Source organism: Mycobacterium sp. SMC-19 (assembly GCF_045310815.1).
GTDB lineage: Bacteria > Actinomycetota > Actinomycetes > Mycobacteriales > Mycobacteriaceae > Mycobacterium.
Genome location: NZ_JBJIAM010000002.1, coordinates 382,026 through 404,497 on the forward strand (window position 1 = coordinate 382,026; position 22,472 = coordinate 404,497).

Genomic DNA, 22,472 nt, shown 5'->3' on the forward strand with positions numbered 1-22,472 from the left:
TTTGACTCAACGGCTTTGAACCGGCCATCACCGGGGAGCCTTCGGAAGAACAGTCGGACCATTCCCACGGGCCGACTCACTAGAACCGAACGGGACGGCCCGTCACAGCCCTACATCGAGCGGTCGTGCCCCGCAGGCGGGAGTGCGGCAAGCGGGGTGGTACCGCGGCGCTCGCGCAACCGCGCGGCGTCGTCCCCGGGCCGGGCCCTTGGGAGACGACACAGACGTGAGCGAACGCAGCTATCCGAAGCCGGCCGCCGGCGCCCCCGACTTCCCGGCGGCCGAAGCCGCCGTCCTGGATTACTGGGCCGCAGATGACACCTTCCGGGCCAGCATCGCCCGCCGCGACGGCGCGCAGGAGTACGTGTTCTACGACGGGCCGCCGTTCGCCAACGGCCTGCCGCACTACGGACATCTGCTGACCGGCTACGTCAAGGACATCGTGCCGCGTTACCGCACCATGCGCGGCTACAAGGTGGAGCGCCGGTTCGGCTGGGACACGCACGGGCTGCCCGCCGAGCTCGAGGTGGAGCGCCAGCTCGGCATCACCGACAAGTCGCAGATCGACGCCATGGGCATCGCCGCGTTCAACCAGGCATGCCGGGAATCGGTGTTGCGCTACACATCCGAGTGGCAGGCCTACGTCACCCGCCAGGCCCGCTGGGTGGACTTCGACAACGACTACAAGACCCTGGACCTGCCGTTCATGGAGTCGGTGCTGTGGGCGTTCAAGCAGCTCTGGGACAAGGGCCTGGCCTACGAGGGCTACCGGGTGCTGCCGTACTGCTGGCGCGACGAGACCCCACTGTCCAACCACGAGCTGCGGATGGACGACGACGTCTACAAGAGCCGGCAGGACCCGGCGCTGACTGTCGGCTTCCGGATCGTCGGTGGGGGACCCGCCGGTGAGCTCGAGGGCGCTCACCTGTTGGTGTGGACCACCACTCCGTGGACACTGCCGTCCAACCAGGCGGTGGCGGTCAACCCGGATGTGACCTATGTAGTGGTCGCGGCGGGGGAGCGGCGATACCTGATGGCCGAGGCGCGGCTGGGTGCCTATGCACGCGAGCTCGGCCTGGGCGAGGGCGAGGAGCCTCAGGTGCTGGGCAGCTACCGCGGCTCGGAGCTGCTCGATGTGCGCTATGCGCCGCCGTTCCCGTACTTCATGGACTCGGCGAATGCCTTCCGGGTGCTCGCCGCCGATTTCGTGTCCACCGAGGACGGCACCGGCATCGTGCACCTGGCGCCCGCCTACGGTGAGGACGACAAGAACACCACCGACCCGGCCGGCATCGTCCCGGTCACTCCGGTGGACGCCAAGGGCCGCTTCAATGTCACTGTGCCGGACTATGCCGGCCAGCACGTCTTCGACGCGAACAAGGCGATCATCGCCGATCTGAAGAACGGCACCGGCCCGGCTGCCGCCAACGGCGCGGTGCTGGTGCGGCACGAGACCTACGAGCACCCCTACCCGCACTGCTGGCGATGCCGCAACCCGCTGATCTACAAGGCGGTGTCGTCGTGGTTCGTCCGCGTCACGCAGTTCCGGGACCGGATGGTGGAGCTGGGCGAGCAGATCACCTGGTACCCCGAGCACGTCAAGGACGGGATCTTCGGCAACTGGCTTCGTGGTGCGCGAGACTGGTCGATCTCCCGAAACCGCTACTGGGGCACCCCGATTCCGGTATGGAAATCCGACGATCCGGCTTATCCGCGGATCGACGTCTACGGCAGTCTGGATGAGCTGGAGCGCGACTTCGGGGTGCGGCCGGACAATCTGCATCGCCCCTACATCGACGAGCTGACCCGGCCCAACCCCGACGACCCGACCGGCCGTTCGACGATGCGACGCATCTCCGACGTGCTGGACGTGTGGTTCGACTCGGGCTCGATGCCCTATGCCCAGGTGCATTACCCCTTCGAGAACTCCGAATGGTTCGACGGCGGCGGGGGACAGGCTGCCCACTACCCGGGCGATTTCATCGTCGAATACATCGGCCAGACCCGCGGCTGGTTCTACATGATGCATGTACTGGCGACTGCGCTGTTCGACCGTCCGGCGTTCAAAACCTGTGTGGCGCATGGCATCGTGCTGGGCAGCGACGGGCAGAAGATGAGCAAGTCGCTGCGCAACTACCCGGACGTGAGCGAAGTGTTCGACCGCGACGGCTCCGACGCCATGCGCTGGTTCCTGATGGCCTCGCCGATCCTGCGCGGCGGAAACCTGATCGTCACCGAGGCGGGCATCCGCGAGGGCGTACGCCAGGTGATGCTGCCGCTGACCAACGCCTACACCTTCCTGACGCTGTATGCCCCGAAACCCGGTGTCTGGCGCACCGACTCGCAGCACGTACTGGACCGCTACATCCTGGCCAAGCTGGCGTCGCTGCGCGACGACCTGACGCGAGCCCTGGATGTGTGTGACATCTCCAGTGCCTGTGAGCAATTGCGACAGTTCACCGAGGCGCTGACCAACTGGTACGTGCGCCGGTCCCGGCAGCGGTTCTGGGACGAGGACGCCGACGCGATCGACACCTTGCACACCGTGCTGGAGATCACCGCGCGACTGGCCGCGCCACTGCTGCCGCTGACCACCGAGGTGATCTGGCGCGGGGTCACCGGGGAACGCTCGGTGCACCTGACCGATTGGCCCGAGGCCGCCGATCTGCCCGCCGACACCGAACTGGTGGCGGCGATGGATCAGGTCCGCGAGGTCTGTTCCGCGGCGTCGTCGGTGCGCAAGGCGCACCAGCTGCGGGTCCGGTTGCCGCTGCCCAAACTCACCGTCGCCGTCGACGAGCCGCAGCGGCTGGCACCCTTTACAGACCTGATCGCCGACGAGCTCAACGTCAAGGCCGTCGAGCTGACCGACGACATCGCTCACTACGGGCGATTCGATCTGGCGGTCAACGCGAAGGTGGCCGGTCCCCGCGTGGGTAAGGATGTCCAGGCCGCGATCAAAGCGGTCAAGGCCGGCGAGGGCGTCGTCAATCCCGACGGGACCCTGAGCGCGGGGCCGGTGGTGCTGCTGGAGGGCGAGTACACCTCCAAGCTGGTGGCCGCCGACCCGGAATACACCGTGGCGCTGCCCGAAGGCGCCGGCCTGGTGGTGCTCGACAGCGCGGTGACGCCCGAGTTGGAAGCCGAGGGCTGGGCCAAGGACCGGATCCGGGAGCTGCAGGAGCTGCGTAAAACCAGTGGCCTCGAGGTCTCCGACCGGATCAGTGTGGTGATCGCGGTACCCGAGCAGCGGCTGGAATGGGCGCAGAATCATGCCGAGTTGATCGCCGGAGAAATCTTGGCGACCAGTTTCGAATTCGGTGACCCGGCCGACCCCGTGGAAATCGGTGACGGTGTGCGGGTGTCCATCGCCAAGGCCTGAGGATTCAGTCGGCGAAATTTCCGGTTTCGGCCAGGACCGACTTTCTCGCGCCCAGATTCTTATGGTCGACGGCGGCCCGCGGACGGGGCCTACGCCGTCCGTCGTTGGCAGCTCGATCACGGCATTTATGCAGTTTGTGGTGGTAAAAAACCCGTCCGTGGGCGCGGGCAGGTAGCACCGCTGAGGTAGGTGAAACACCGGCGAAACAGCCCTGAACTGCCACGTCGGCGACTTCAGGGGCCGTTCGTCCCCGATTAACCTTCAGGCCATACGAACAGTTGTCTGCGGTTGGTTCTGACCCACCCGAATTGCCAGGAACCTGGCAAGCCGTTGCGCGACGCAACTCGGGTGGGTCGGTTCATTACTTGGCTAGAGGGGCAGGGGATTCATGGATTTCGGGGCACTCCCGCCAGAGGTCAACTCCGCGCGAATGTATGCCGGTCCGGGCTCGGCACCGTTGCTGGCGGCCGCGGCGAACTGGTCGGCCATGGCGACCGAGCTGCACTACACCGCCACGTCGTATGCCGCGGTGATCGCCGACCTGGCGGACTCGGCGTGGCAGGGCCCCTCGGCGGCATCGATGACGGCAGCGGCGGGCCCGTACGCGGCGTGGCTGAAGGCCACCGCCGTCGGCGCTGAGGAGACGGCGCTGAAGGCCACGGCAGCAGCCGGCGCCTATGAGGCCGCTTACGCCGCCACCGTGCCGCCGCCGGTGATCGCCGCCAACCGCACCCTGTTGGCCACGCTGGTGGCAACCAACTTCCTCGGACAGAACGCACCGGCGATCGCGGCGACCGAAGCGCAGTACGGCGAAATGTGGGCGCAGGACGCGGCCGCGATGTACACCTACGCCGGTTCGTCGGCGACGGCCACCCAGCTGAGCCCCTTCAACAAGCCGCCGGAGACCACCAACTCCACCGGGGACATCAGCCAGCCGGCGGCAGCCACCAATGCGGTGCAGAACGCGGCCGCCTCCAACGCCGGGACGCTGCCCGGAGGGGTCACCCAGATCTTGGACGACTACCAGGCAATCGTGAAGACACTGACGAATGTGATCAGCACCGCGAACGGACCCTACGGTATTAACGCCCTCAGCTCGGCACGAAGCGTCTACCAAATGGCCATCAGTATCCCGTCGGTGGCCACTGCGCTCGGAAACCTGACCAACACTCTGAACCCTAAGCCGATCGTCGGCGCCTTGGCACCCCTGCTGTCCAGCCCACTGCTCAGCGGTTCGCACTCCGTCCCGGCGGCAGTGTCGGGGGCCGTGGGCCGAGCCGGCCTGATCGGGTCGCTGTCGGTGCCTTCCACCTGGGCCAGCGCCGTTCCGGCAGTCAAGACCGCCACCGTGGCGCTGCAGGCAAGCGTGCTCGAGGCCGCTCCGGCGCTCGCCGCAAACGGTGAGGGTGTGCTGGCCGGCCAGATGGCGCTGTCGAGCCTGGCCGGGCGCGCGATCGGGACACCGATACGGCAGGCCGCGGGTGCCACCGCCACCCGGGCGATCAGTGCGATCAGCCACGTCACCAACAGCCAGACGGGGCCGGATATCGCCACCACCGCCACCGTCATCGTCATCCCGCCGATCGCGAAATAACGGAAGTAGGTCGCGTTCATGGTATTTCAGAGCTTCGCAGCGCAGCCCCCGGAGATCATCTCCGGCCAGTTGTATTCGGGTCCAGGTGCCGACCCGCTGTTCGCCGCGGCGGCGGCCTGGTCGGGGCTGGGCGCCGAGTTGCATGCCGCCGCGTCCTCCTACCAGGCGGCGCTGGCAAGCCTTAGCGGCGGCTGGCAGGGGCCGGCCGCGGCGGCGATGGCGTCCGCCGCCGCTCCGTACGTGACCTGGCTGACGACCACGGCGGCGCAGGCTGAGCAGACCGCCGCCCAGGCGTCTGCCGCAGCTGCCGCCTATGAATCGGCCTTCGCCGGGATCGTGCCACCGCCGGCGATCGCGGCCAACCGCAGTCAGCTGGCATCGTTGGTGGCCACGAACATTCTCGGGCAGAACAGCACCGCGATCGCCGCTGTCGAAGCGGAGTACAGCCGAATGTGGGCGCAGGATGTCGCCGCCATGCTCGGCTACGCCGGCGCTTCGGCGCAGGCAACCAATCTTTCCTCATTCACCGCGCCCCCGCCGACCACCAAGGGCGACGCGGGGAGCGCGCAAGCGGGCGCGGCCCCGACGACTGAACCCGACTTGATTCAGCAGATCACCCAGCAGATCAACTCGTGGACCTTGGCCTATAACACCGGCTGGCAGAACCTGATCGACGGTGCCACCGGCACCACCTACACGCATAACTTGTGGGAGAGCCAGCTCTCCCTGGTGAACGGAGTCAGTGGCCAGACCGGGTGGGTCAACGCCGTCCATGCCAGTACCAACATGGGCATCACCCAATTCCGGAGTGGATATACGGCGGTGGTGCCGGCAATCCCGAAGTCGGCGCTCGGCGGCCTGCACAGTTCCGGGTTGACTTCGGGCGCTGGTCTGACCAGGGCTGCCGGGGCCGCTGCGGGCAGCGCGATGCGCGTCGGAGCGCTGTCGGTGCCGCCGAACTGGGCTAGTGCCACCTCGGCGATCCAGCTGGCCTCCACCTCGCTGCCGCAGACGGCGCTGGGCGCTGCTCCCGCGGCAGGATCGGTGCCGGGCATGCTCGCCCCGGCGGCCCTGGGCAGTGCGGCCGGTGGTGCATTGGGTGCGCCGGCCACTCGGACGGTGGCCCCGGTGGCCCGCGTGGTGTCGACCAACATCAAGGATCGCGAGGCGCCGGTTCCACTCGATCAGGTGATCGCGCAATTGCAGCAGACGCCGGATGTGGTGCAGCATTGGAACGTCGATCAGGCCGGCCTCGATGAACTTGTCGCGAAGCTGTCCCTGAAACCAGGCATCCACGCGGTGCACGTCCTCGACGACGAGGACATCGCGCTCGCCGGAACGAAGTCCGCGCTCGGCTGACGTGCCCCCGATGCCGCACGACTTCGGCCGCCCCAGGAGGAGCCCTATGAAGCTGTTGTTCGTCCCGCTTGTCGCCGCCGCCGCGGTTGTTCTTGCCGCCCCTGGGCACGCCGATCCCAATGTGGTTGAGGTGAGCACGGTCGACAGTACGGAATTCATCACCTCGCTTCGGCAGGTCGGGATCGTCTTCGACGACCCGGCCCAAGCCGTGGCCGCCGCCGAAGCGCTCTGCGGGTTGGCGGCAAACGGTGAATCAAGTCTCGAACTGCTCAACGACATCACCGAAGCCAACCCCGACCTGACCGTCGCCGACGCAGCGCGGTTCGCGGCGATCGCAGCGAAAACCTATTGCCCGCACCAGCTCAAAAAGGGCGGCGGAGGGTCGAAGTAGCGCCGGGGTCAGGGTTTGACGGCCAGCCAGCGCTGCTGACCGGCCGCGGTGATCACCTCTACATCGCGGAAACCTATGCCGCGCAACCGGTCCGGTAACGCATCGGGTGAGACCGGGTTGTAAGTATCGCGGAAATGCATCAGCTGGAACATCGCCGAGTGCACCCCGTCGCTGCCGGCGAAGACTGCCCCGGGCCGCAGTACGCGAAAGGCCTCGGCGAACAGTTGGTCCTGCAACGCCGGCGTCGGAACGTGGTGCAGCATCGTGAAACACACCACGGAACTGAATTCGTCCGAGGGCAGCCCCGTATCGGTGCCGTCGCCGTTGATGATGTGGGCACGTGAGCCGTATTTCGCCTGCAGGCGCCTGGTCATCGGGGGGTCGATCTCGACGGCAGTCAGCCGGGGCGTCATATCCACCAGGCACCGCATGTTGGCGCCGTAGCCCGGCCCGAACTCCAGGGTGTTCTCGCCGAGGTCGACGTCCGTCAGCGCCCACGGCAGAAGTTTGCGTTCGACGCTGCGCGCCCAGTACCGCGAGCTGCAACACAGTCGGTGCAGCAGATTCATCGCCATCGTCACGACAGTAGTCGGATGCGGCCGCGAGGAGCAGTGCCCAATAGGCTTAACCCCGTGGACGCCCGATGGGTCCTGCACCTGGATATGGACGCCTTCTTCGCGTCCGTCGAGCAATTGACCCGCCCGACGTTGCGTGGACGGCCGGTACTGGTCGGCGGGCTCGGTGGCCGCGGCGTGGTGGCCGGGGCCAGCTACGAGGCGCGGGTTTTCGGCGCCCGCTCGGCGATGCCGATGCACCAGGCGCGGCGGCTGGTGGGGGCCCCGGCCGTGGTGCTGCCGCCGCGTGGCGCCGTGTATGGCATGGCCAGCAGACGGGTTTTCGAGACCGTGCGTGCGGTGATCCCGGTCGTCGAGCAGCTCTCCTTCGACGAGGCATTCGGGGAACCGGTCGAGCTGGTGGACGCAACCGCTGCGGAGGTCCTGCGGTTCTGCGAACACCTTCGCCGGCGGGTGCTCGACGAGACCGGTTTGGTGGCGTCGGTCGGGGCGGGCTCGGGCAAGCAGATCGCCAAGATCGCCTCCGATCTGGCAAAGCCGAACGGGGTACGGGTCGTCAGCCGCTCCGAGGAACGGCTGTTGCTGGACGGGCTGCCGGTGCGCCGGCTGTGGGGAATCGGTCCGGTCGCCGAGGAGAAGCTGCACCGGCTGGGCATTGACACCATCGGCCAGCTCGCCGCACTGACCGACCGTGAGGTCGCCGACATTCTCGGCGCCACCATCGGTCCCGCGCTGCACCGGTTGGCCCGCGGGATCGATGATCGGCGGGTCGCCGAACGCGCTGAGGCCAAACAGATCAGCGCCGAATCGACCTTCGCCGCCGACCTGACCACCTTGGAGCAGCTGCGGGCTGAGATCGGTCCGATCGGCGAACACGCCTACCGCAGGCTGCTGCGGGACGGGCGCGGCGCTCGCACCGTGACGGTGAAACTCAAGAAGGCCGACATGAGTGTGCTGACCCGCTCGGCCACGCTGCCCTATGCGACCACCGACGTCGCCGCACTCACGTCGGCGGCCGGCCGGTTGCTGCTCGATCCGCAGGAGATCGGTCCGATCCGGCTGCTCGGCGTGGGCTTCTCCGGTCTGACCGATGTCCGCCAGGAGTCGCTGTTCCCGGATCTGGAGTTTTCAGAAATCGGCGCCGTCTCGCCGGAAGTTACTGCGCGAGAATCGGTTTCCCCGACAGTTGCGGCGTCGTGGCGCGTCGGCGATGACGTCACCCACTCCGACCTCGGCCACGGCTGGGTGCAGGGGGCCGGCCACGGGGTGATGACGGTGCGCTTCGAGACGCGCAGCTCAGGCCCCGGTCCAGTGCGGACATTCCCCGACGACGAGCCAGGAATCAGCCGCGCCGACCCGGTGGCCAGCCTGGACTGGCCCGACTACGTCGCCCGCCCGGAGGAACACAGCTAGCTCGTCACGGGAGTGCCTGCACCACCGGATCGTGCAGCACCGGGAAGTTGACGGAGTTGGCGATAAAGCAGATTCGGTGAGCGTCGGAATGCAATGCCAAGGCCCGCTCCACCATCGCCGCATCGCCGACTTCGATGTGCGGCTGCAAGACAACACTGGTGAAGTGCCCGCCCTCGGTGTTCTCGATCATCGTGCCGACCGGCCGGTCTTGGTAGGAGACGACCACCACGCCGTTGACCGAACACAAATACAGGTAGGACAGCATGTGGCATTGCGCCAGCGCAGCCAACAGCAGCTGTTCGGGATTCCACCGGGTCGGATCACCACGGAATGCCGGGTCGGCGGAGCCGAGAATGGCGGGACACCCCTCGGCGGTCACCTCGTGCTCTCGCCCGTAGCCGCGATAGTCACTGGTCCCGCTGCCGTGATTGCCGGTCCAGCTGACATCCACGGTGTAGGTGTGTTGGGTGGACACGCGGCCTCCACGGGCTAGGGGTGGTGCGGGCTCGTCACCACAGCACACCGTAGACGCTGGAGAGCGTAAAACCATGGTGGCCATAGCCCTTGCAGGTCACCGTGCCCTGGTAGCCGACCGCACAGCTAGAACCCCAGTTCTCCAGCCGATAGCCCTCCGGCAGCACATCCACGTCCCGGGTGAACGATGCGATGTGGGAGTGGCGGTAGGCCGCGGGCACCCCGCCGGCTTCGAGCACAGTCTGGGTGGCGCCGGCGGGAGCATCCGTTGGCACCGCATCGCAGCCGATCGGCCCGCCGTTGGGGCCGATGCCGCAGGAGCGGCCGTCCGGCGTTTTGAAGAAGACCCAGTAGAAGTCGGTCGGCGACGAGTAGCGGCCGGTGGCGACCGGGTAGTCGTCGCCAGCGTCCGCCCCGGGCGGCGGCTCGGCATGGGCCGCCGCGGCGGTCCCGGCTGCGAGAACAGCGGCGCCGATGAGGGCGAGGATCCTGGCCATCGGTCAGCCCCACCGGTCGATGACGTCGCCGACCGGCTGCCCGGCCGCGAGCGCCATCATCAGCAGGATCCGCGCCTGCGGCGGCCTCAGCCGCGGCACCATCACCGCGCCCGCATCCACCAGGGCCCGGCCGGGGCCGTAGTCCGCCTCGATGTGCCCGTCCGGAACTCGGCTGGACACCGCGACCACGAGCCCGGATTCGCAGTGTCGGCGCACCCCGTCGATCACCGCCGTCGGGGCGTTGCCCGACCCGAGAGCGGCCAGCACCACCCCTCGCGCACCAGCGGCGGCGCAGGCATCCAGGGCGACCGTGTCAGCGCCCCCGTAGAGCGCCACGACATCGACCCGCGGCGCGGCGGCCGGCGCACCGAGGTAGGGCCGAGTCTTCTCGCCAGACAGCGTGACCCGGCCATCGGCGACGCCGCCCAGGACCGGACCGGTGAAGCCGGTCAACCCGGTGATGGTGGCCTTCTGCAGACCCAGCGGGGCCAGCACCCGGCCGGCGAAGCACATCAGCACCCCCAGCCCCCGAGCGGCCGGATCCGCGGCCACGGCCAGGGCGTCGCGCAGGTTGCCCGGCCCGTCGGCGTCGGGGGCGTCCGCACCGCGCTGAGCCCCGGTAAGTACCACCGGCGCATCCCCGGTGTAGCCGAGCTCCAGCCAGAGCGCACCCTCTTCGCAGGTGTCGGTGCCGTGGGTGACGACCACCCCGTCGGCGCCGCCGTCCACCGCGGCATTGACCGCGGCGAGGAGCGCAGCCCAGTCGGCCGGGCCCAGTTCGGAGCTGTCCCGCGCCATCAGGTCCACCACGGTGAGGTCCGCGGCGCCTGTGTCGGCGACCAGGTCTGAGCCGCTGCGGGCCGGCCGCAAGGCCCCGTCGCCTTGGGTGCTGCAGGAGATAGTCCCGCCGGTGGTGATGACGGTGAGGCGCTTGGACAGCATGCCGCGATCATGCCGCACCTGGGTTAAGGGATGATGGGAGCGTGACTGACGAGACAACCGACTCGACCGAGACGGAGGTGGACCCGGCCCCGGCCCCGCAGACAGCGCCGGCCGCCCCGCCCCGCCGGCTGGGACTGCTGCTGTCGGTGGCCTCGGTGGTGCTGATGGCCGACGTCGTCACCAAGGTGCTCGCGGTGAAGATGCTGACCCCCGGCCAGCCCGTGCCGATCATCGGCGACACCGTGACCTGGACGCTGGTCCGCAACTCCGGGGCCGCGTTCTCCATGGCCACCAGCTACACCTGGGTGTTGACGCTGATCGCCAGCTCGGTGGTGCTCGGCATCATCTGGATGTCGCGCCGTCTGGTGTCGCCCTGGTGGGCGATCGGGCTGGGGATGATCCTCGGCGGGGCCTTGGGCAACCTGGTGGACCGGTTCTTCCGGGCGCCCGGGCATCTGCAGGGCCACGTGGTCGACTTCCTGTCGATCGGCTGGTGGCCGGTGTTCAACGTCGCGGACCCGGCGGTGGTGGGCGGCGCCATCCTGCTGGTCGCGTTGTCGGTGTTCGGCTTCGACTTCGACGCGGTGGGCCGTCGCCGCGCCGACGACGATGTCGACGCTGAGCAGCGCCGTGACAACAGTGCCGGTGACGGCGACGGCGACGGCGAGCAAGCCTGATGCGGCTGTGACCGAACGATCCATGCCGGTCCCCGAGGGCCTGGCCGGCATGCGCGTCGACGCCGGGCTGGCCCGCCTGTTGGGCCTGTCGCGCAATGTTGTCGCGACGCTGGCCGAAAACGGCGACGTGGAACTCGACGGCGTCGCTGCAGGCAAGTCCGATCGGCTCATCGCGGGGGCGTGGCTGCAGGTGCGGCTGCCCGAAGCGCCGCCGCCGCTGGAAAACACCCCGACCGAGGTCGAGGGCATGACGATCTTGTACTCCGACGCCGACATCGTCGCCGTCGACAAACCTGCCGGGGTCGCCGCGCACGCCTCGGTGGGCTGGAGCGGGCCCACGGTGCTGGGCGGCCTGGCCGCTGCCGGCTACCGGATCACCACGTCCGGAGTTCCGGAGCGTCAGGGCATCGTGCACCGCCTGGATGTCGGAACCTCCGGGGTGATGGTGGTGGCGATCTCCGAACGCGCCTACACCGCACTCAAACGCGCGTTCAAGGCGCGCACCGTGGAGAAGCGTTACCACGCCCTGGTACAGGGCCATCCGGATCCGTCCAGCGGCACCATCGATGCACCGATCGGGCGACACCACGGACCGGAGTGGAAATTCGCCGTGACCGCCGACGGCCGGCACAGCATCACGCACTACGACACGGTGGAGGCGTTCGTCGCCGCGAGCCTGCTCGACGTACACCTGGAAACCGGCCGCACCCACCAGATCCGGGTGCACTTCTCGGCCCTGCGGCATCCGTGCTGCGGTGATCTGACCTACGGTGCCGATCCGACCCTGGCGCGCAAGCTCGGGCTGGAACGCCAGTGGTTGCACGCCCGTTCATTGGCGTTCGCACACCCCGGCGACGGACGGCGCATCGAGATCACCAGCGAGTACCCCGCCGACCTGCAACACGCCTTGGACGTGCTGCACCGCTGACGGCGCGCCTCAGGGCTTGCGGGCCTCGACCAACACCCGGGTGGCGTGCGCGACGAAGCACCCCTGAGACTCGATCAGCTCATGCATCTCGCGCAGCCGGTCACGGTGATCCTCGACCGCAAAGTCGGGCACCGTCCAGATCACCTTGCGCAGGAAGTAGATGACGGCGCCGACGTCGAAGAATTCGGCCCGTAGCCGCTCGAGCCGCAGATCGAGCACCTCCATACCGGCGGCCGACGCGTCGGCACGTACCGCATCCGGCTGGTACTGGGCTCCTTTGCCCGGCATCGGCCCGAGAAAGAACTCACTCAGCTCGAGCATCGTCGCCGGCCCGATCTGCTGGGCGAAGTAGTGACCGCCGGGCCGCAACACGCGGGCGATCTCGTCCCACCACGTCGCCAACGGGTGCCGGCTGCTGACCAGATCGAATGCTTCGTCGCCGAAGGGCAGCGGCGGCCGGTCCGGCACCGTCACCACCACCACGCCACGCGGATGAAGCAGCTCGGTGGCGCGTGCGGCATTCGGCGGCCAGGACTCCGTGGCTGCCATGGTCGGGGGAAACGTGCCGAACTCCTGGATGCCCGCCAGCACCTCGCCGCCGCCGGTGTTCAGGTCGACGGCGGCCGAGACGCCCGAGAGCCGCCCGGCCAGCTGCCGCTGGTAGCCCCAGGAGGGGCGCTGTTCGGTGGCGCGGCCGTCAAGCCAGGAGAACTCCCAACCGTCGACGGGGGCGGTGGCGGCCTCGGCCACCAGTTCGTCGAAGCTACGTGACATCGAGTGGGTTAGCTCGATTCGTCGGCCGGCTTGGATGACTTCGGCGGCCGGATCTTGAAGGAGATGCGCAGTTTGGTGCGGTAGATGATCCCGCCCTTGTCATCGAGGGTGAGGTCCTGCTCGACGACCTGAGCAACGCGGATGTCGTCGATGGTCTGCTTGGCCCGGTGCACCGCTTCGGCCGCGGCGTTCTCCCAAGACGACGGGCTGGTCCCGATGATGTCGATCACCCGGTACACGCTCATGTATGCCTCTCCTCGCTTGCGCCGAACCTCAACGTAGTGCACAGCGGCAGTCGCTGTCCCGGGAAACGACAGCCGAAGAGACACGGCTGCCGACACGCCCGAGAAGCGTCGGTGCCCAGTCCTAGACTGGCGGTCCTATGGACAGTTCATCGTCGCGGTCCTTCGTGCACCTGCATAACCACACCGAGTACTCGATGCTCGACGGAGCGGCGAAGATCGCCCCGATGCTGGCTGAGGCGCAGCGCCTGGAGATGCCCGCGATCGGGATGACCGACCACGGAAACATGTTCGGCGCCAGCGAGTTCTACAACGCGGCGACCAAGGCCGGCATCAAGCCGATCATCGGGGTCGAGGCCTACATCGCCCCCGCGTCTCGTTTCGATACCCGCCGGGTGCACTGGGGCGATCCCAGCCAGAAGAGCGACGACGTTTCCGGCAGCGGCTCCTACACCCACATGACGATGGTGGCCGAGAACGCCACCGGGTTGCGCAACCTGTTCAAGCTCTCCTCGCTGGCTTCCTTCGAGGGCCAGCTCGGCAAATGGTCGCGGATGGACGCCGAGATCATCGCCGAGCACGCCGAGGGCATTATCGCCACCACCGGCTGCCCGTCCGGGGAGGTGCAGACCCGGTTGCGGCTGGGCCACGAGCGCGAGGCGCTGGAGTCGGCCGCCAAGTGGCGGGAGATCTTCGGCGCGGAGAACTATTTCCTGGAGGTGATGGACCACGGGCTGTCCATCGAACGCCGGGTACGTGAGGGGCTGCTGGAGGTCGGGCGCAAGCTCGGCATCCCGACGTTGGCCACCAATGACTGTCACTACGTCACCCGTGACGCCTCGCAGAACCACGAGGCGCTGCTGTGCATCCAGACCGGTAAGACGCTGTCGGACCCCACCCGGTTCAAGTTCGACGGGGACGGCTACTACCTGAAGTCTGCCGCCGAGATGCGCGCGCTCTGGGACGACCAGCTGCCCGACGCCTGTGACTCCACCCTGCTGATCGCCGAGCGGGTGCAGTCCTATGCCGACGTGTGGGCGCCGCGCGACCGGATGCCGGTGTTTCCGGTGCCCGACGGCCATGACCAGGGGTCCTGGCTGCGCCACGAGGTACAGGCAGGTCTGGAACGACGCTTTCCCGCCGGCGTACCGAGTGAGTACACCGACCGCGCGTCCTACGAGATCGACGTCATCTGTGGCAAGGGATTCCCGTCCTACTTCCTGATCGTCGCGGACCTGATCCACTACGCCCGCTCGATCAACATCTGGGTGGGGCCGGGCCGAGGGTCGGCCGCTGGGTCACTGGTGGCTTACGCGCTGGGCATCACCAATATCGACCCGATTCCGCACGGGCTGTTGTTCGAGCGCTTCCTCAACCCGGAGCGGCCGTCGGCCCCCGATATCGACATCGACTTCGACGACCGCCGCCGCGGCGAGATGGTGCGCTATGCCGCGGAGCGGTGGGGCAGTGACCGGGTGGCCCAGGTGATCACCTTCGGCACCATTAAAACCAAGGCGGCGCTGAAAGATTCAGCCCGTGTGCATTACGGCCAGCCTGGCTATGCGATCGCCGACCGGATCACCAAGGCGCTGCCGCCGCCGATCATGGCCAAGGACATTCCGCTGTCGGGTATCACCGACCCGAACCACGAGCGGTACAAGGAGGCCGCGGAGGTCCGCGGGCTGATCGACACCGATCCCGACGTGCGCACCATCTACGAGACGGCACGCGGCCTGGAAGGCCTGGTCCGTAACGCCGGCGTGCATGCCTGCGCGGTGATCATGAGTTCCGAGCCGCTGATCGACGCGATCCCGTTGTGGAAGCGCCCGCAGGATGGCGCCATCATCACCGGCTGGGACTACCCGTCGTGTGAAGAAATCGGCCTGCTGAAGATGGACTTCCTGGGCCTGCGCAACCTGACGATCATCGGCGACTGTCTGGAGAACATCAAGGCCAACCGGGGCATCGACCTGGATCTGGACACCGTGGCGTTCGATGATCCCGCCACTTACGAACTGCTGGGCCGCGGTGACACGCTGGGGGTGTTCCAGCTCGACGGCGGCCCGATGCGTGACCTGCTGCGCCGCATGCAGCCCACCGAATTCAACGACATCGTCGCGGTGCTGGCGCTCTACCGGCCCGGCCCGATGGGCATGAACGCCCACAACGACTACGCCGACCGTAAGAACGAGCGTCAGGTCATCAAGCCCATCCACCCCGAGCTTGAGGACCCGCTGCGCAGCATCCTGTCGGAGACCTATGGCCTGATCGTCTACCAAGAGCAGATCATGTTCATCGCGCAGAAGGTCGCCTCGTACACGATGGGCAAGGCCGATGCGCTGCGTAAAGCCATGGGCAAGAAGAAGCTCGAAGTGCTCGAAGCCGAGTACAAGGGCTTCTACGAGGGGATGACGGCCAACGGGTTCTCCGAGAAGGCCGTGAAAGCGTTGTGGGACACCATTCTTCCGTTTGCCGGGTACGCGTTCAACAAGTCGCATGCGGCCGCCTACGGCCTGGTGTCGTACTGGACGGCCTACCTGAAAGCGAACTATCCGGCCGAATACATGGCGGGTCTGTTGACATCGGTCGGTGACGACAAGGACAAGGCCGCGGTATACCTGGCTGACTGCCGCCGGCTGGGGATCACGGTGCTGCCGCCGGACGTCAACGAGTCCGAGCTGAACTTCGCGTCGGTGGGCGAAGACATCCGCTACGGGCTGGGAGCGGTTCGCAACGTCGGCGCCAACGTTGTCGGCTCCCTGATAACCACCCGGACACATAAGGGCCGCTTCACCGACTTCTCGGATTACCTCAACAAGATCGACATCGCGGCCTGCAACAAGAAGGTCACCGAATCCTTGATCAAGGCCGGTGCCTTCGACTCGCTGGGGCATCCACGCAAGGGGTTGTTCCTGGTGCACACCGACGCCGTGGACTCGGTGCTCGGCACCAAGAAGGCCGAGGCGGTGGGTCAGTTCGACCTTTTCGGCGGGGGAGATGGTGAAAGCGCTGGAACAGATGCCGTTTTCGGCATCAAGGTGCCCGACGAGGAGTGGGCCGACAAGCACAAGCTGGCCCTGGAGCGAGAAATGCTCGGACTCTATGTGTCCGGGCACCCACTCAACGGCATCGCGCACCTGCTGGCCGCCCAGGTCGACACCCAGATCCCGGCGATCCTGGAGGGCGACGTCGCCGCCGACACCCAGGTGCGGGTCGGCGGCATCCTGGCATCGGTGAACCGTCGGGTCAACAAAAACGGACTTCCTTGGGCCTCAGCGCAATTGGAGGATCTCACCGGCGGCATCGAGGTGATGTTCTTCCCGCAGACCTACTCGGCGTACGGCGCCGACGTCGCCGATGACGCCGTGGTGCTGGTCAGCGCCAAGGTCAACATCCGCGACGACCGGATCTCGTTGATCGCCAACGAGCTGGTGGTGCCCGACTTCTCCGCCAACGCCCCGGATCGGCCGCTGGCCGTGAGCCTTCCGACCCGCCAATGCACCATGGACAAGGTCAGTGCGCTCAAGCAGGTGCTGACCCGCCATCCCGGCACCGCCCAGGTGCAACTGCGGCTGATCAGCGGGGAGCGCATCACCGTGCTGGAGCTGGATCCCTCGCTGCGGGTGACGCCATCGTCGGCGCTGATGGGGGATCTGAAGGCGTTGCTCGGCCCCGGCTGTCTGGGCGGGTAACCCACGAAGGCCGGATCCGGCTGAAGTTCGGTCTAACGCGCGAGCAGGTCGACCCGAACGATCACGCTGTCCGGCCATAGGTTGCGCGTCCGGGCGCGCCGCACCTTGTCCCGTAGCGGCAGATCCCGGTGCACATTGGTCACGCCGGGCACCGGGATCATCGGCACGACGTTCCACTGCCAGCCGTACCGCCGGTGCAAGGCGCGGTTGGCGGCTTCGGCCTCGTCGCCACACAGAATGGTCGCCCGGCCGCGCAGCGCGGTCGCGTGGTGACGGCGCCGGCCGCGGTAGTCGCAGGCGGTCAACTCGACGTCCGGGCGAGGGGTCAGCCTGCGAGTCTTGGGTCCGGTCTTGGTCCGAAACAACACGGCGCCGTCGTCGAGCGCGAACCACACCGGAGTGTCCACCGGCGTGCCGTCGCGGCGATAGGTGCGCAGCAGCGCGTAGCGGGTGTCGCGTAGTTCTTCGAGTGGTTGGGGACGCATACCACCAGGGAACAACTTAGAGTTGACTTCAAGTCAAGTCCTTCGGAGGTGGCGGTGTCCGGTCGGCTCACCATCGGCGAGGTGGCTCAACGCAGCGGCGTCGCCGCAACCACCTTGCGCTACTACGAGCGGGTCGGCCTGCTGGCGTCGCCGGCTCGGGTAGGCGGCCAGCGCCGCTATGACGAAGCAGTGCTGGCTCGGCTGGAAGTGATCGGCCTGTGCAAGGCGGCGGGGTTCGCGCTCGACGAAATTCAGTTGCTGTTCGCCGATGACGCGCCCGGGCGTCCGGCGAGTCAGGCGCTGGCCCAGGCCAAGCTCGCCCAGATCGATGCACAACTGGAGGCGTTATCGCGCGCTCGCGCGGTCATCGAATGGGGAATGCGGTGCACCTGTCCGTCTATCGACGCCTGTACCTGTGGAATCCATCCGCCGAAAGTCTGACTCTCAACATTACGGTTAGATCCGTTCCTGATTACAACATCGCATCACTGGTGTAACGTCTGAAACTTCTCACACAACACGTGTGGCCTCGGGGGGAGGTGGAGACTGTTGACGGCTGTGCGGGGCCGGTTTCGGCGGCGCACTATCGCAAATAATCGAACTTTACCCAAGAGTAGAATTAGCATAGGATATCAATGTTGTAACACAGACGTAACGGAAAACGTCTGTTGATACACAGAAAAGCATGTGCATGAACAACACGGAGGCAGTCATGTGGGTTTCGCGTCGTCTTCTCAACCTGCTCGGGATGGGCGCTGCCGCCGCATTCGCCGCGCTGGTACTACCCGCGTCGACCGCCAACGCGGCGGGGGACCCGTTCCTGGATGGCGGCCCCTACGAGACCTGCAATGGGGCGGTCTGCCTGGTGATGGGTGACATTCTGGACGGGAACTGGAAATACGAGGGCATCCGTCCGGTCATCACGGACTGGAAGGGCGACCAGCCCTACACCGTCCAGGTGACCGACGGCGACAACGTGATCGACGCCGGAACGTACAACATCAAGATCGAGGACTACTGGAACTCGTTCTTCTCCACCAGGGCCTACCAATTCGGTGACTTCACCGCCAACTCCAGCCTGCCCGCCGACTTCGACATGAGCAGCCTGGGCAACTTCGGATATCTGTCCGGATCCTCGATCTACGAGGTCAACATCGGCGACTTCACCAACCTGACGATCAACGGCGTGGGGCCGCACGACCTGAACTACTGGGTCATGTCTCTCGGCGACATCAACTACTCCGTGGTGACCGACCCGATCAACTTCACCTCCGCGGGCGTGATCCAGTTCGGCGACGACGCCCCGATGCAGATATGGAACAGCCTGTTCCACTCCTGGACCCCTGAGGTTCCGGACTATCTCATTCCGAACGATCCGTTCGCCAACCTGGACTTCGACCCGTGTGACTTCCTCGGCGGTTGTGTCTAGCCAGGCAGGTCAGAACTTGTAGCGCAGCACCCGGGCCTTGCCGGCCACCGACTTGAATCGGCCGGCAAGCCGGGTGATTGTGCGGGCCGGGCCGGGAAACGAATCCACCTCGGCGGCGTGCGCCAGGCAGGCCTGTTCGACCAGGCGCAGGCGCGGCTCCCACCGCTGAGGCGTGCGAGGGTCGGTGAAGCCGGGATTGGCCCAGACATGGCGCAGCACGGTGAACATTCCCCGCGGTGCCAGCTTCATGCCCAGCCAGCTGAACGGCCCGACGCGGCCGTAGTCGTTGAACGCCAACTCGCCGGTCCCGAAATGGTCGATGGCGTGCCCGATCAGCGCAATGACCTGCGGCTCGGTGAGAAAGGCGAACAGTCCGTCGGCGATCACCATGGTGGGGCGCCCGACCGGGATGGTGTCGGTCCACGCCGTACCGGTGAGATCGGCGGCGATCACATGCTCGGCGCGCTGTGGCGGCACCACCTTTTCGCGCAGCGCGATCACGTGCGGCAGATCGATGCTGTACCAATCGACGCCGGCCGGCGGCTTCACCCGCGCCAACGGCTCGTTGAGCCCGGCGCCGAGGTCGACCACCACCGCGTCGGGATGCGCAGCCGTGTATGCGCGGACGCGCTCATCGAGCATCTTGGCGCGCAGGGCGGTCTGTCGCACCACACTCGCCGGGATCCGGAATGCGGGGAAGTCGTAATCGATCAGGCCGACGACGCGGTCGGAGAACTCGTCACCGAGGATCGGGATCGGAGCGCGACAGTCCAGTGCGCGGGCATACGCCGTGAGGAAGGCGGTCTGCTCGAGGCGGCTGAACTCGGTGACGGCAATCGACATGGGCTCACCGTAAGCGATGTCGACCGCAGCGGCCTGTAACGGCAATCCCGCGCCCCGGCCGGGGCGGCGCCATTAACGTCGACGCCATGGAAACCACCACGGAGATTCTGTCGACCTCCACCATCGCGGTGACAGCCGACGGTGCGCTCGGCTCCATCACGCTGAGTCGTCCCGACAAGCTCAACCCGCTGGGCACGGTGACGCTCGACGAGTTGGTGGCGGCGGCCCGCTGGTTCGACGCCCGGCCCGCGGTCAAGGTCGTGGTTGTATCCGGCAGCGGCCGGGCGTTCTCTGCCGGCGCCGACCTGGCCGCGTTCGTCGCCGCCGCCGACGGCGCCGGAGCGCTGCGCGAGGCCGCCGACGCCGGCCGCCGGATGGCCGACGCCGTCGAAGCCATGCGGGCCGTGACGGTGGCGCGGCTGCACGGTCACTGTGTGGGCGGCGGTGTGGTGCTGGCCGCAGCGTGCGATCTGCGGGTGGCGGCCGAGGGCACGCGGTTCTCGATTCCGGAGGTGGACTTGGGTATTCCGTTGGCCTGGGGCGGTATCCCGCGGTTGGTCCGTGAGATCGGACCGGCGCTCACCAAGGAACTGGTGATGACCTGCCGCCCATTCGATGCCGCCGAAGCCAAGGCAATCGGGTTCCTCAACCGTGTGGTGCCCGAGGCCGACCTGGATGCGGAGGTCGACGAGTTGGTGGACCAGCTGGTCAGCAAGTCCACTCTCACGCTGGGCGGCACCAAACGGCAGGTCAACGCGGTCACCGAGGGCATGGTGGGGACCGCGCGCAGCTGGAATGACGCCGATGCGCTGGTCACCGCGGTGCACGATCCCGAGTCGCAGGCATCGGCCATGGCATATCTGCAACGGGTCAGTCGCCGCTGAGGCGGCCACGAGCAGGAGGAACAGATGACGCAGACATCGCCGCCGGCCACCCTGTGTGAGGCGTTTCAGCGCACCGCCGCCATCGACCCGGACGCGGTCGCGGTACGCACCGTCGGCGATACGCAGACGCTGACCTGGCGCGACTACGCACAGCAGGTCCGCCAGGTGGCGGCCGGGCTGGCCGGGCTCGGGGTACGCCGCGGCGACACGGTGTCGCTGATGATGGCGAACCGGATCGAGTTCTACCCGCTGGAAGTCGGCGCCCAGCACGTGGGCGCGACGTCGTTCTCGGTGTACAACACTCTGCCCGCCGAGCAGCTCGGTTACCTGTTCGCCAACGCCGGTACCAAAGTCGTGATGTGCGAGCAGGCGTTTGTCGAGACGATCCGGGACAGCCGAGCGGCGATCGAACACATCGTCTGTGTGGACGGGCATCCCGACGGCACCTTGTCGATCGCGCAGATGCTGGCCGCGGCGGACGACGACTTCGACTTCGAAACCGCTTGGCGGGCAGTGCAGCCCGACGATGTGGTGACGCTGATCTATACCTCCGGGACCACCGGCCTGCCCAAGGGCGTGGAGATGACGCACACCAATCTGCTGTTCGAGGCGGCCGCCCTCGACGCGGTGCTCGGGGTGCGTTTCGGGGACCGGATCACCTCGTATCTGCCTTCGGCACACATCGCCGACCGAGCGATGGGCCTCTACAACTCCGAGATCGCCGGAGTTCAGGTGACCGTGGTGCCCGACGCGCGCCAGATTGGCGCGGCGCTGCCGGACGTGCGGCCCACGATTTGGGGCGCGGTGCCGCGAGTATGGGAAAAGCTCAAGGCGGCAACAGAATTTGCTGTCGCGGGGGAGTCGGACGACAATCGTCGCGCCGCTTTGCAGTGGGCGCTGGCAGTCGGCGCGAAACGGTCCGCGGCGCAACTGGCCGGCGAGCGTGTACCCGACGCGCTGGCCGCGGAGTGGGCACAGGCCGACGAGCTGGTGCTCTCGGCGCTTCGGGCCAAGCTGGGCCTGGACGAGCTGCGGTGGGCGGTGTCCGGCGCGGCGCCGATTCCCAAGGAGACCATCGCGTTCTTCGCCGGCCTCGGGATTCCGATCTGCGAGGTCTGGGGCATGTCGGAGCTCAGTTGCGTGGCGTCGACCACCCATCCGCGCGACGCGCGACTCGGTACGGTCGGAAAATTGTTGCCCGGCCTGGAAAGCCGCATCGCCGACGACGGCGAATTTCTGGTCCGGGGGCCCCTGGTGATGCGGGGCTACCGCAAGGAGCCGGCCAAGACCGCCGAGGCGGTCGACGCGGACGGATGGCTGCACACCGGGGACATCCTCGAGGAGGATGCGGACGGCTATCTGCGAGTGGTCGACCGCAAGAAAGAGCTGATCATCAACGCCGCGGGAAAGAACATGTCGCCGGCGAACATCGAGAACGCGATCCTGGCGGCATGCCCAATGATCGGGGCGATGGTCACCATTGGCGATTCCCGGCCCTACAACACCGCACTGATGGTCTTCGACGCCGACTCGGTGGCGCCCTACGCCGCTGCCCATGGCCTGTCGACGGCGACGCCGGGGGCACTGGCCGATGACCCGGGGGTGATCGCACAGATTGCGGCGGGCGTGGCTGCGGGCAACACGAAACTGTCACGGGTCGAACAGATCAAGCGCTTCCGGGTCCTGCCCGCGCTCTGGGAACCCGGTGGCGACGAAGTCACCCTGACCATGAAACTCAAGAGGCGGCCGATCGCGGCGAAATACGCCGAAGAGATCGAACGCCTCTACGCCAGTGAGCCCGGGCCCCATGTGCATCAACCCCAAGCTGCCGAACAGCCTGCGCCCAGCTCCGCGGTCTGAAGGAGAACGCTACGTCGCCAACGGTTTTCAC

20 protein-coding genes are annotated in these 22,472 nt (G+C 67.2%); 12 read left to right on the top strand and 8 right to left on the bottom strand.

Annotation, left to right across the window (positions count from 1 at the left end):
- Nucleotides 1-226: 226 nt before the first annotated feature.
- From ileS to ACJH5R_RS05855, 4 genes are all read left to right on the top strand, one after another.
- Nucleotides 227-3,382 carry an isoleucine--tRNA ligase gene (gene ileS / locus ACJH5R_RS05840; RefSeq protein ID WP_406781480.1) on the top strand — a complete coding sequence of 1,052 codons (3,156 nt, stop codon included), beginning with the start codon at nt 227-229 and terminating at the stop codon, nt 3,380-3,382.
- A 388-nt stretch (nt 3,383-3,770) separates the two neighbouring features.
- The gene (locus ACJH5R_RS05845; RefSeq protein WP_406756948.1) at nt 3,771-4,976 is read left to right on the top strand and encodes a PPE family protein; all 1,206 of its coding nucleotides are present in this window, start codon (nt 3,771-3,773) and stop codon (nt 4,974-4,976) included.
- An 18-nt stretch (nt 4,977-4,994) separates the two neighbouring features.
- The gene (locus ACJH5R_RS05850; RefSeq protein ID WP_406781481.1) at nt 4,995-6,335 is read left to right on the top strand and encodes a PPE family protein; all 1,341 of its coding nucleotides are present in this window, start codon (nt 4,995-4,997) and stop codon (nt 6,333-6,335) included.
- Nucleotides 6,336-6,381: 46 nt separating this feature from the next.
- Nucleotides 6,382-6,726 carry a DUF732 domain-containing protein gene (locus ACJH5R_RS05855; RefSeq protein WP_406781482.1) on the top strand — a complete coding sequence of 115 codons (345 nt, stop codon included), beginning with the start codon at nt 6,382-6,384 and terminating at the stop codon, nt 6,724-6,726.
- An 8-nt stretch (nt 6,727-6,734) separates the two neighbouring features.
- Here the strand turns inward: ACJH5R_RS05855 and ACJH5R_RS05860 are convergent, their stop codons facing one another.
- The gene (locus ACJH5R_RS05860; protein ID WP_406781483.1) at nt 6,735-7,301 is read right to left on the bottom strand and encodes a class I SAM-dependent methyltransferase; all 567 of its coding nucleotides are present in this window, start codon (nt 7,299-7,301) and stop codon (nt 6,735-6,737) included.
- 87 nt (nt 7,302-7,388) lie between these two features.
- Here ACJH5R_RS05860 and ACJH5R_RS05865 point away from each other — a divergent pair, with 87 nt between their 5' ends.
- Entirely contained in the window at nt 7,389-8,714 is a 1,326-nt protein-coding gene (locus tag ACJH5R_RS05865) for a DNA polymerase IV (RefSeq protein ID WP_406757247.1), read from the top strand.
- Between the two features lie 4 nt (nt 8,715-8,718).
- Here ACJH5R_RS05865 and ACJH5R_RS05870 read toward each other — a convergent pair whose 3' ends face one another.
- The 3 genes from ACJH5R_RS05870 to ACJH5R_RS05880 are packed head-to-tail and all read right to left on the bottom strand — an operon-like array spanning nt 8,719 to nt 10,627.
- Nucleotides 8,719-9,189 (bottom strand): OsmC family protein, encoded by a 471-nt coding sequence (locus ACJH5R_RS05870; protein WP_406781484.1) that lies wholly within the window; start codon nt 9,187-9,189, stop codon nt 8,719-8,721.
- Nucleotides 9,190-9,223: 34 nt separating this feature from the next.
- Nucleotides 9,224-9,685, bottom strand: coding sequence for a hypothetical protein (locus tag ACJH5R_RS05875; RefSeq protein ID WP_406756953.1), 462 nt, complete (start codon nt 9,683-9,685; stop codon nt 9,224-9,226).
- A 3-nt stretch (nt 9,686-9,688) separates the two neighbouring features.
- Entirely contained in the window at nt 9,689-10,627 is a 939-nt protein-coding gene (locus ACJH5R_RS05880) for an asparaginase (protein WP_406756954.1), read from the bottom strand.
- Nucleotides 10,628-10,668: 41 nt separating this feature from the next.
- Between ACJH5R_RS05880 and lspA the strand changes: the two genes are divergently transcribed.
- Nucleotides 10,669-11,304: a signal peptidase II gene (gene lspA / locus ACJH5R_RS05885; protein WP_406756955.1), complete on the top strand. Its 636-nt coding sequence runs from the start codon at nt 10,669-10,671 to the stop codon at nt 11,302-11,304.
- Nucleotides 11,305-11,311: 7 nt separating this feature from the next.
- Nucleotides 11,312-12,232 (top strand): RluA family pseudouridine synthase, encoded by a 921-nt coding sequence (locus tag ACJH5R_RS05890; protein ID WP_406756956.1) that lies wholly within the window; start codon nt 11,312-11,314, stop codon nt 12,230-12,232.
- A gap of 9 nt (nt 12,233-12,241) precedes the next feature.
- Here ACJH5R_RS05890 and ACJH5R_RS05895 read toward each other — a convergent pair whose 3' ends face one another.
- The gene (locus ACJH5R_RS05895; protein WP_406756957.1) at nt 12,242-13,006 is read right to left on the bottom strand and encodes a methyltransferase domain-containing protein; all 765 of its coding nucleotides are present in this window, start codon (nt 13,004-13,006) and stop codon (nt 12,242-12,244) included.
- 8 nt (nt 13,007-13,014) lie between these two features.
- Nucleotides 13,015-13,251, bottom strand: coding sequence for a dodecin family protein (locus ACJH5R_RS05900; RefSeq protein WP_024443139.1), 237 nt, complete (start codon nt 13,249-13,251; stop codon nt 13,015-13,017).
- A gap of 137 nt (nt 13,252-13,388) precedes the next feature.
- Between ACJH5R_RS05900 and dnaE the strand changes: the two genes are divergently transcribed.
- The gene (gene dnaE / locus ACJH5R_RS05905; protein ID WP_406781485.1) at nt 13,389-16,940 is read left to right on the top strand and encodes a DNA polymerase III subunit alpha; all 3,552 of its coding nucleotides are present in this window, start codon (nt 13,389-13,391) and stop codon (nt 16,938-16,940) included.
- A gap of 32 nt (nt 16,941-16,972) precedes the next feature.
- Here dnaE and ACJH5R_RS05910 read toward each other — a convergent pair whose 3' ends face one another.
- The gene (locus tag ACJH5R_RS05910; protein WP_406781486.1) at nt 16,973-17,425 is read right to left on the bottom strand and encodes a PPOX class F420-dependent oxidoreductase; all 453 of its coding nucleotides are present in this window, start codon (nt 17,423-17,425) and stop codon (nt 16,973-16,975) included.
- A 54-nt stretch (nt 17,426-17,479) separates the two neighbouring features.
- Here ACJH5R_RS05910 and ACJH5R_RS05915 point away from each other — a divergent pair, with 54 nt between their 5' ends.
- Together ACJH5R_RS05915 and ACJH5R_RS05920 are read left to right on the top strand one after the other, a co-directional pair.
- Complete coding sequence (locus ACJH5R_RS05915; RefSeq protein ID WP_406756961.1) at nt 17,480-17,866, top strand: MerR family transcriptional regulator; 387 nt, start codon at nt 17,480-17,482, stop codon at nt 17,864-17,866.
- Between the two features lie 271 nt (nt 17,867-18,137).
- Nucleotides 18,138-18,854 carry a hypothetical protein gene (locus ACJH5R_RS05920; protein ID WP_406781487.1) on the top strand — a complete coding sequence of 239 codons (717 nt, stop codon included), beginning with the start codon at nt 18,138-18,140 and terminating at the stop codon, nt 18,852-18,854.
- Nucleotides 18,855-18,863: 9 nt separating this feature from the next.
- On the opposite strand, the gene ACJH5R_RS05925 is transcribed toward ACJH5R_RS05920, so the two are convergent.
- On the bottom strand, nt 18,864-19,697 hold the full coding sequence (locus tag ACJH5R_RS05925; protein WP_406781488.1) for a class I SAM-dependent methyltransferase: 834 nt from the start codon (nt 19,695-19,697) through the stop codon (nt 18,864-18,866).
- An 86-nt stretch (nt 19,698-19,783) separates the two neighbouring features.
- Here ACJH5R_RS05925 and ACJH5R_RS05930 point away from each other — a divergent pair, with 86 nt between their 5' ends.
- Complete coding sequence (locus tag ACJH5R_RS05930) at nt 19,784-20,581, top strand: enoyl-CoA hydratase/isomerase family protein (RefSeq protein ID WP_406756964.1); 798 nt, start codon at nt 19,784-19,786, stop codon at nt 20,579-20,581.
- Nucleotides 20,582-20,605: 24 nt separating this feature from the next.
- A complete protein-coding gene (fadD11, locus tag ACJH5R_RS05935) occupies nt 20,606-22,441 on the top strand; it encodes a fatty acid--CoA ligase FadD11 (protein WP_406781489.1) in 1,836 nt (611 codons plus the stop codon).
- Nucleotides 22,442-22,472 lie beyond the last annotated feature (31 nt).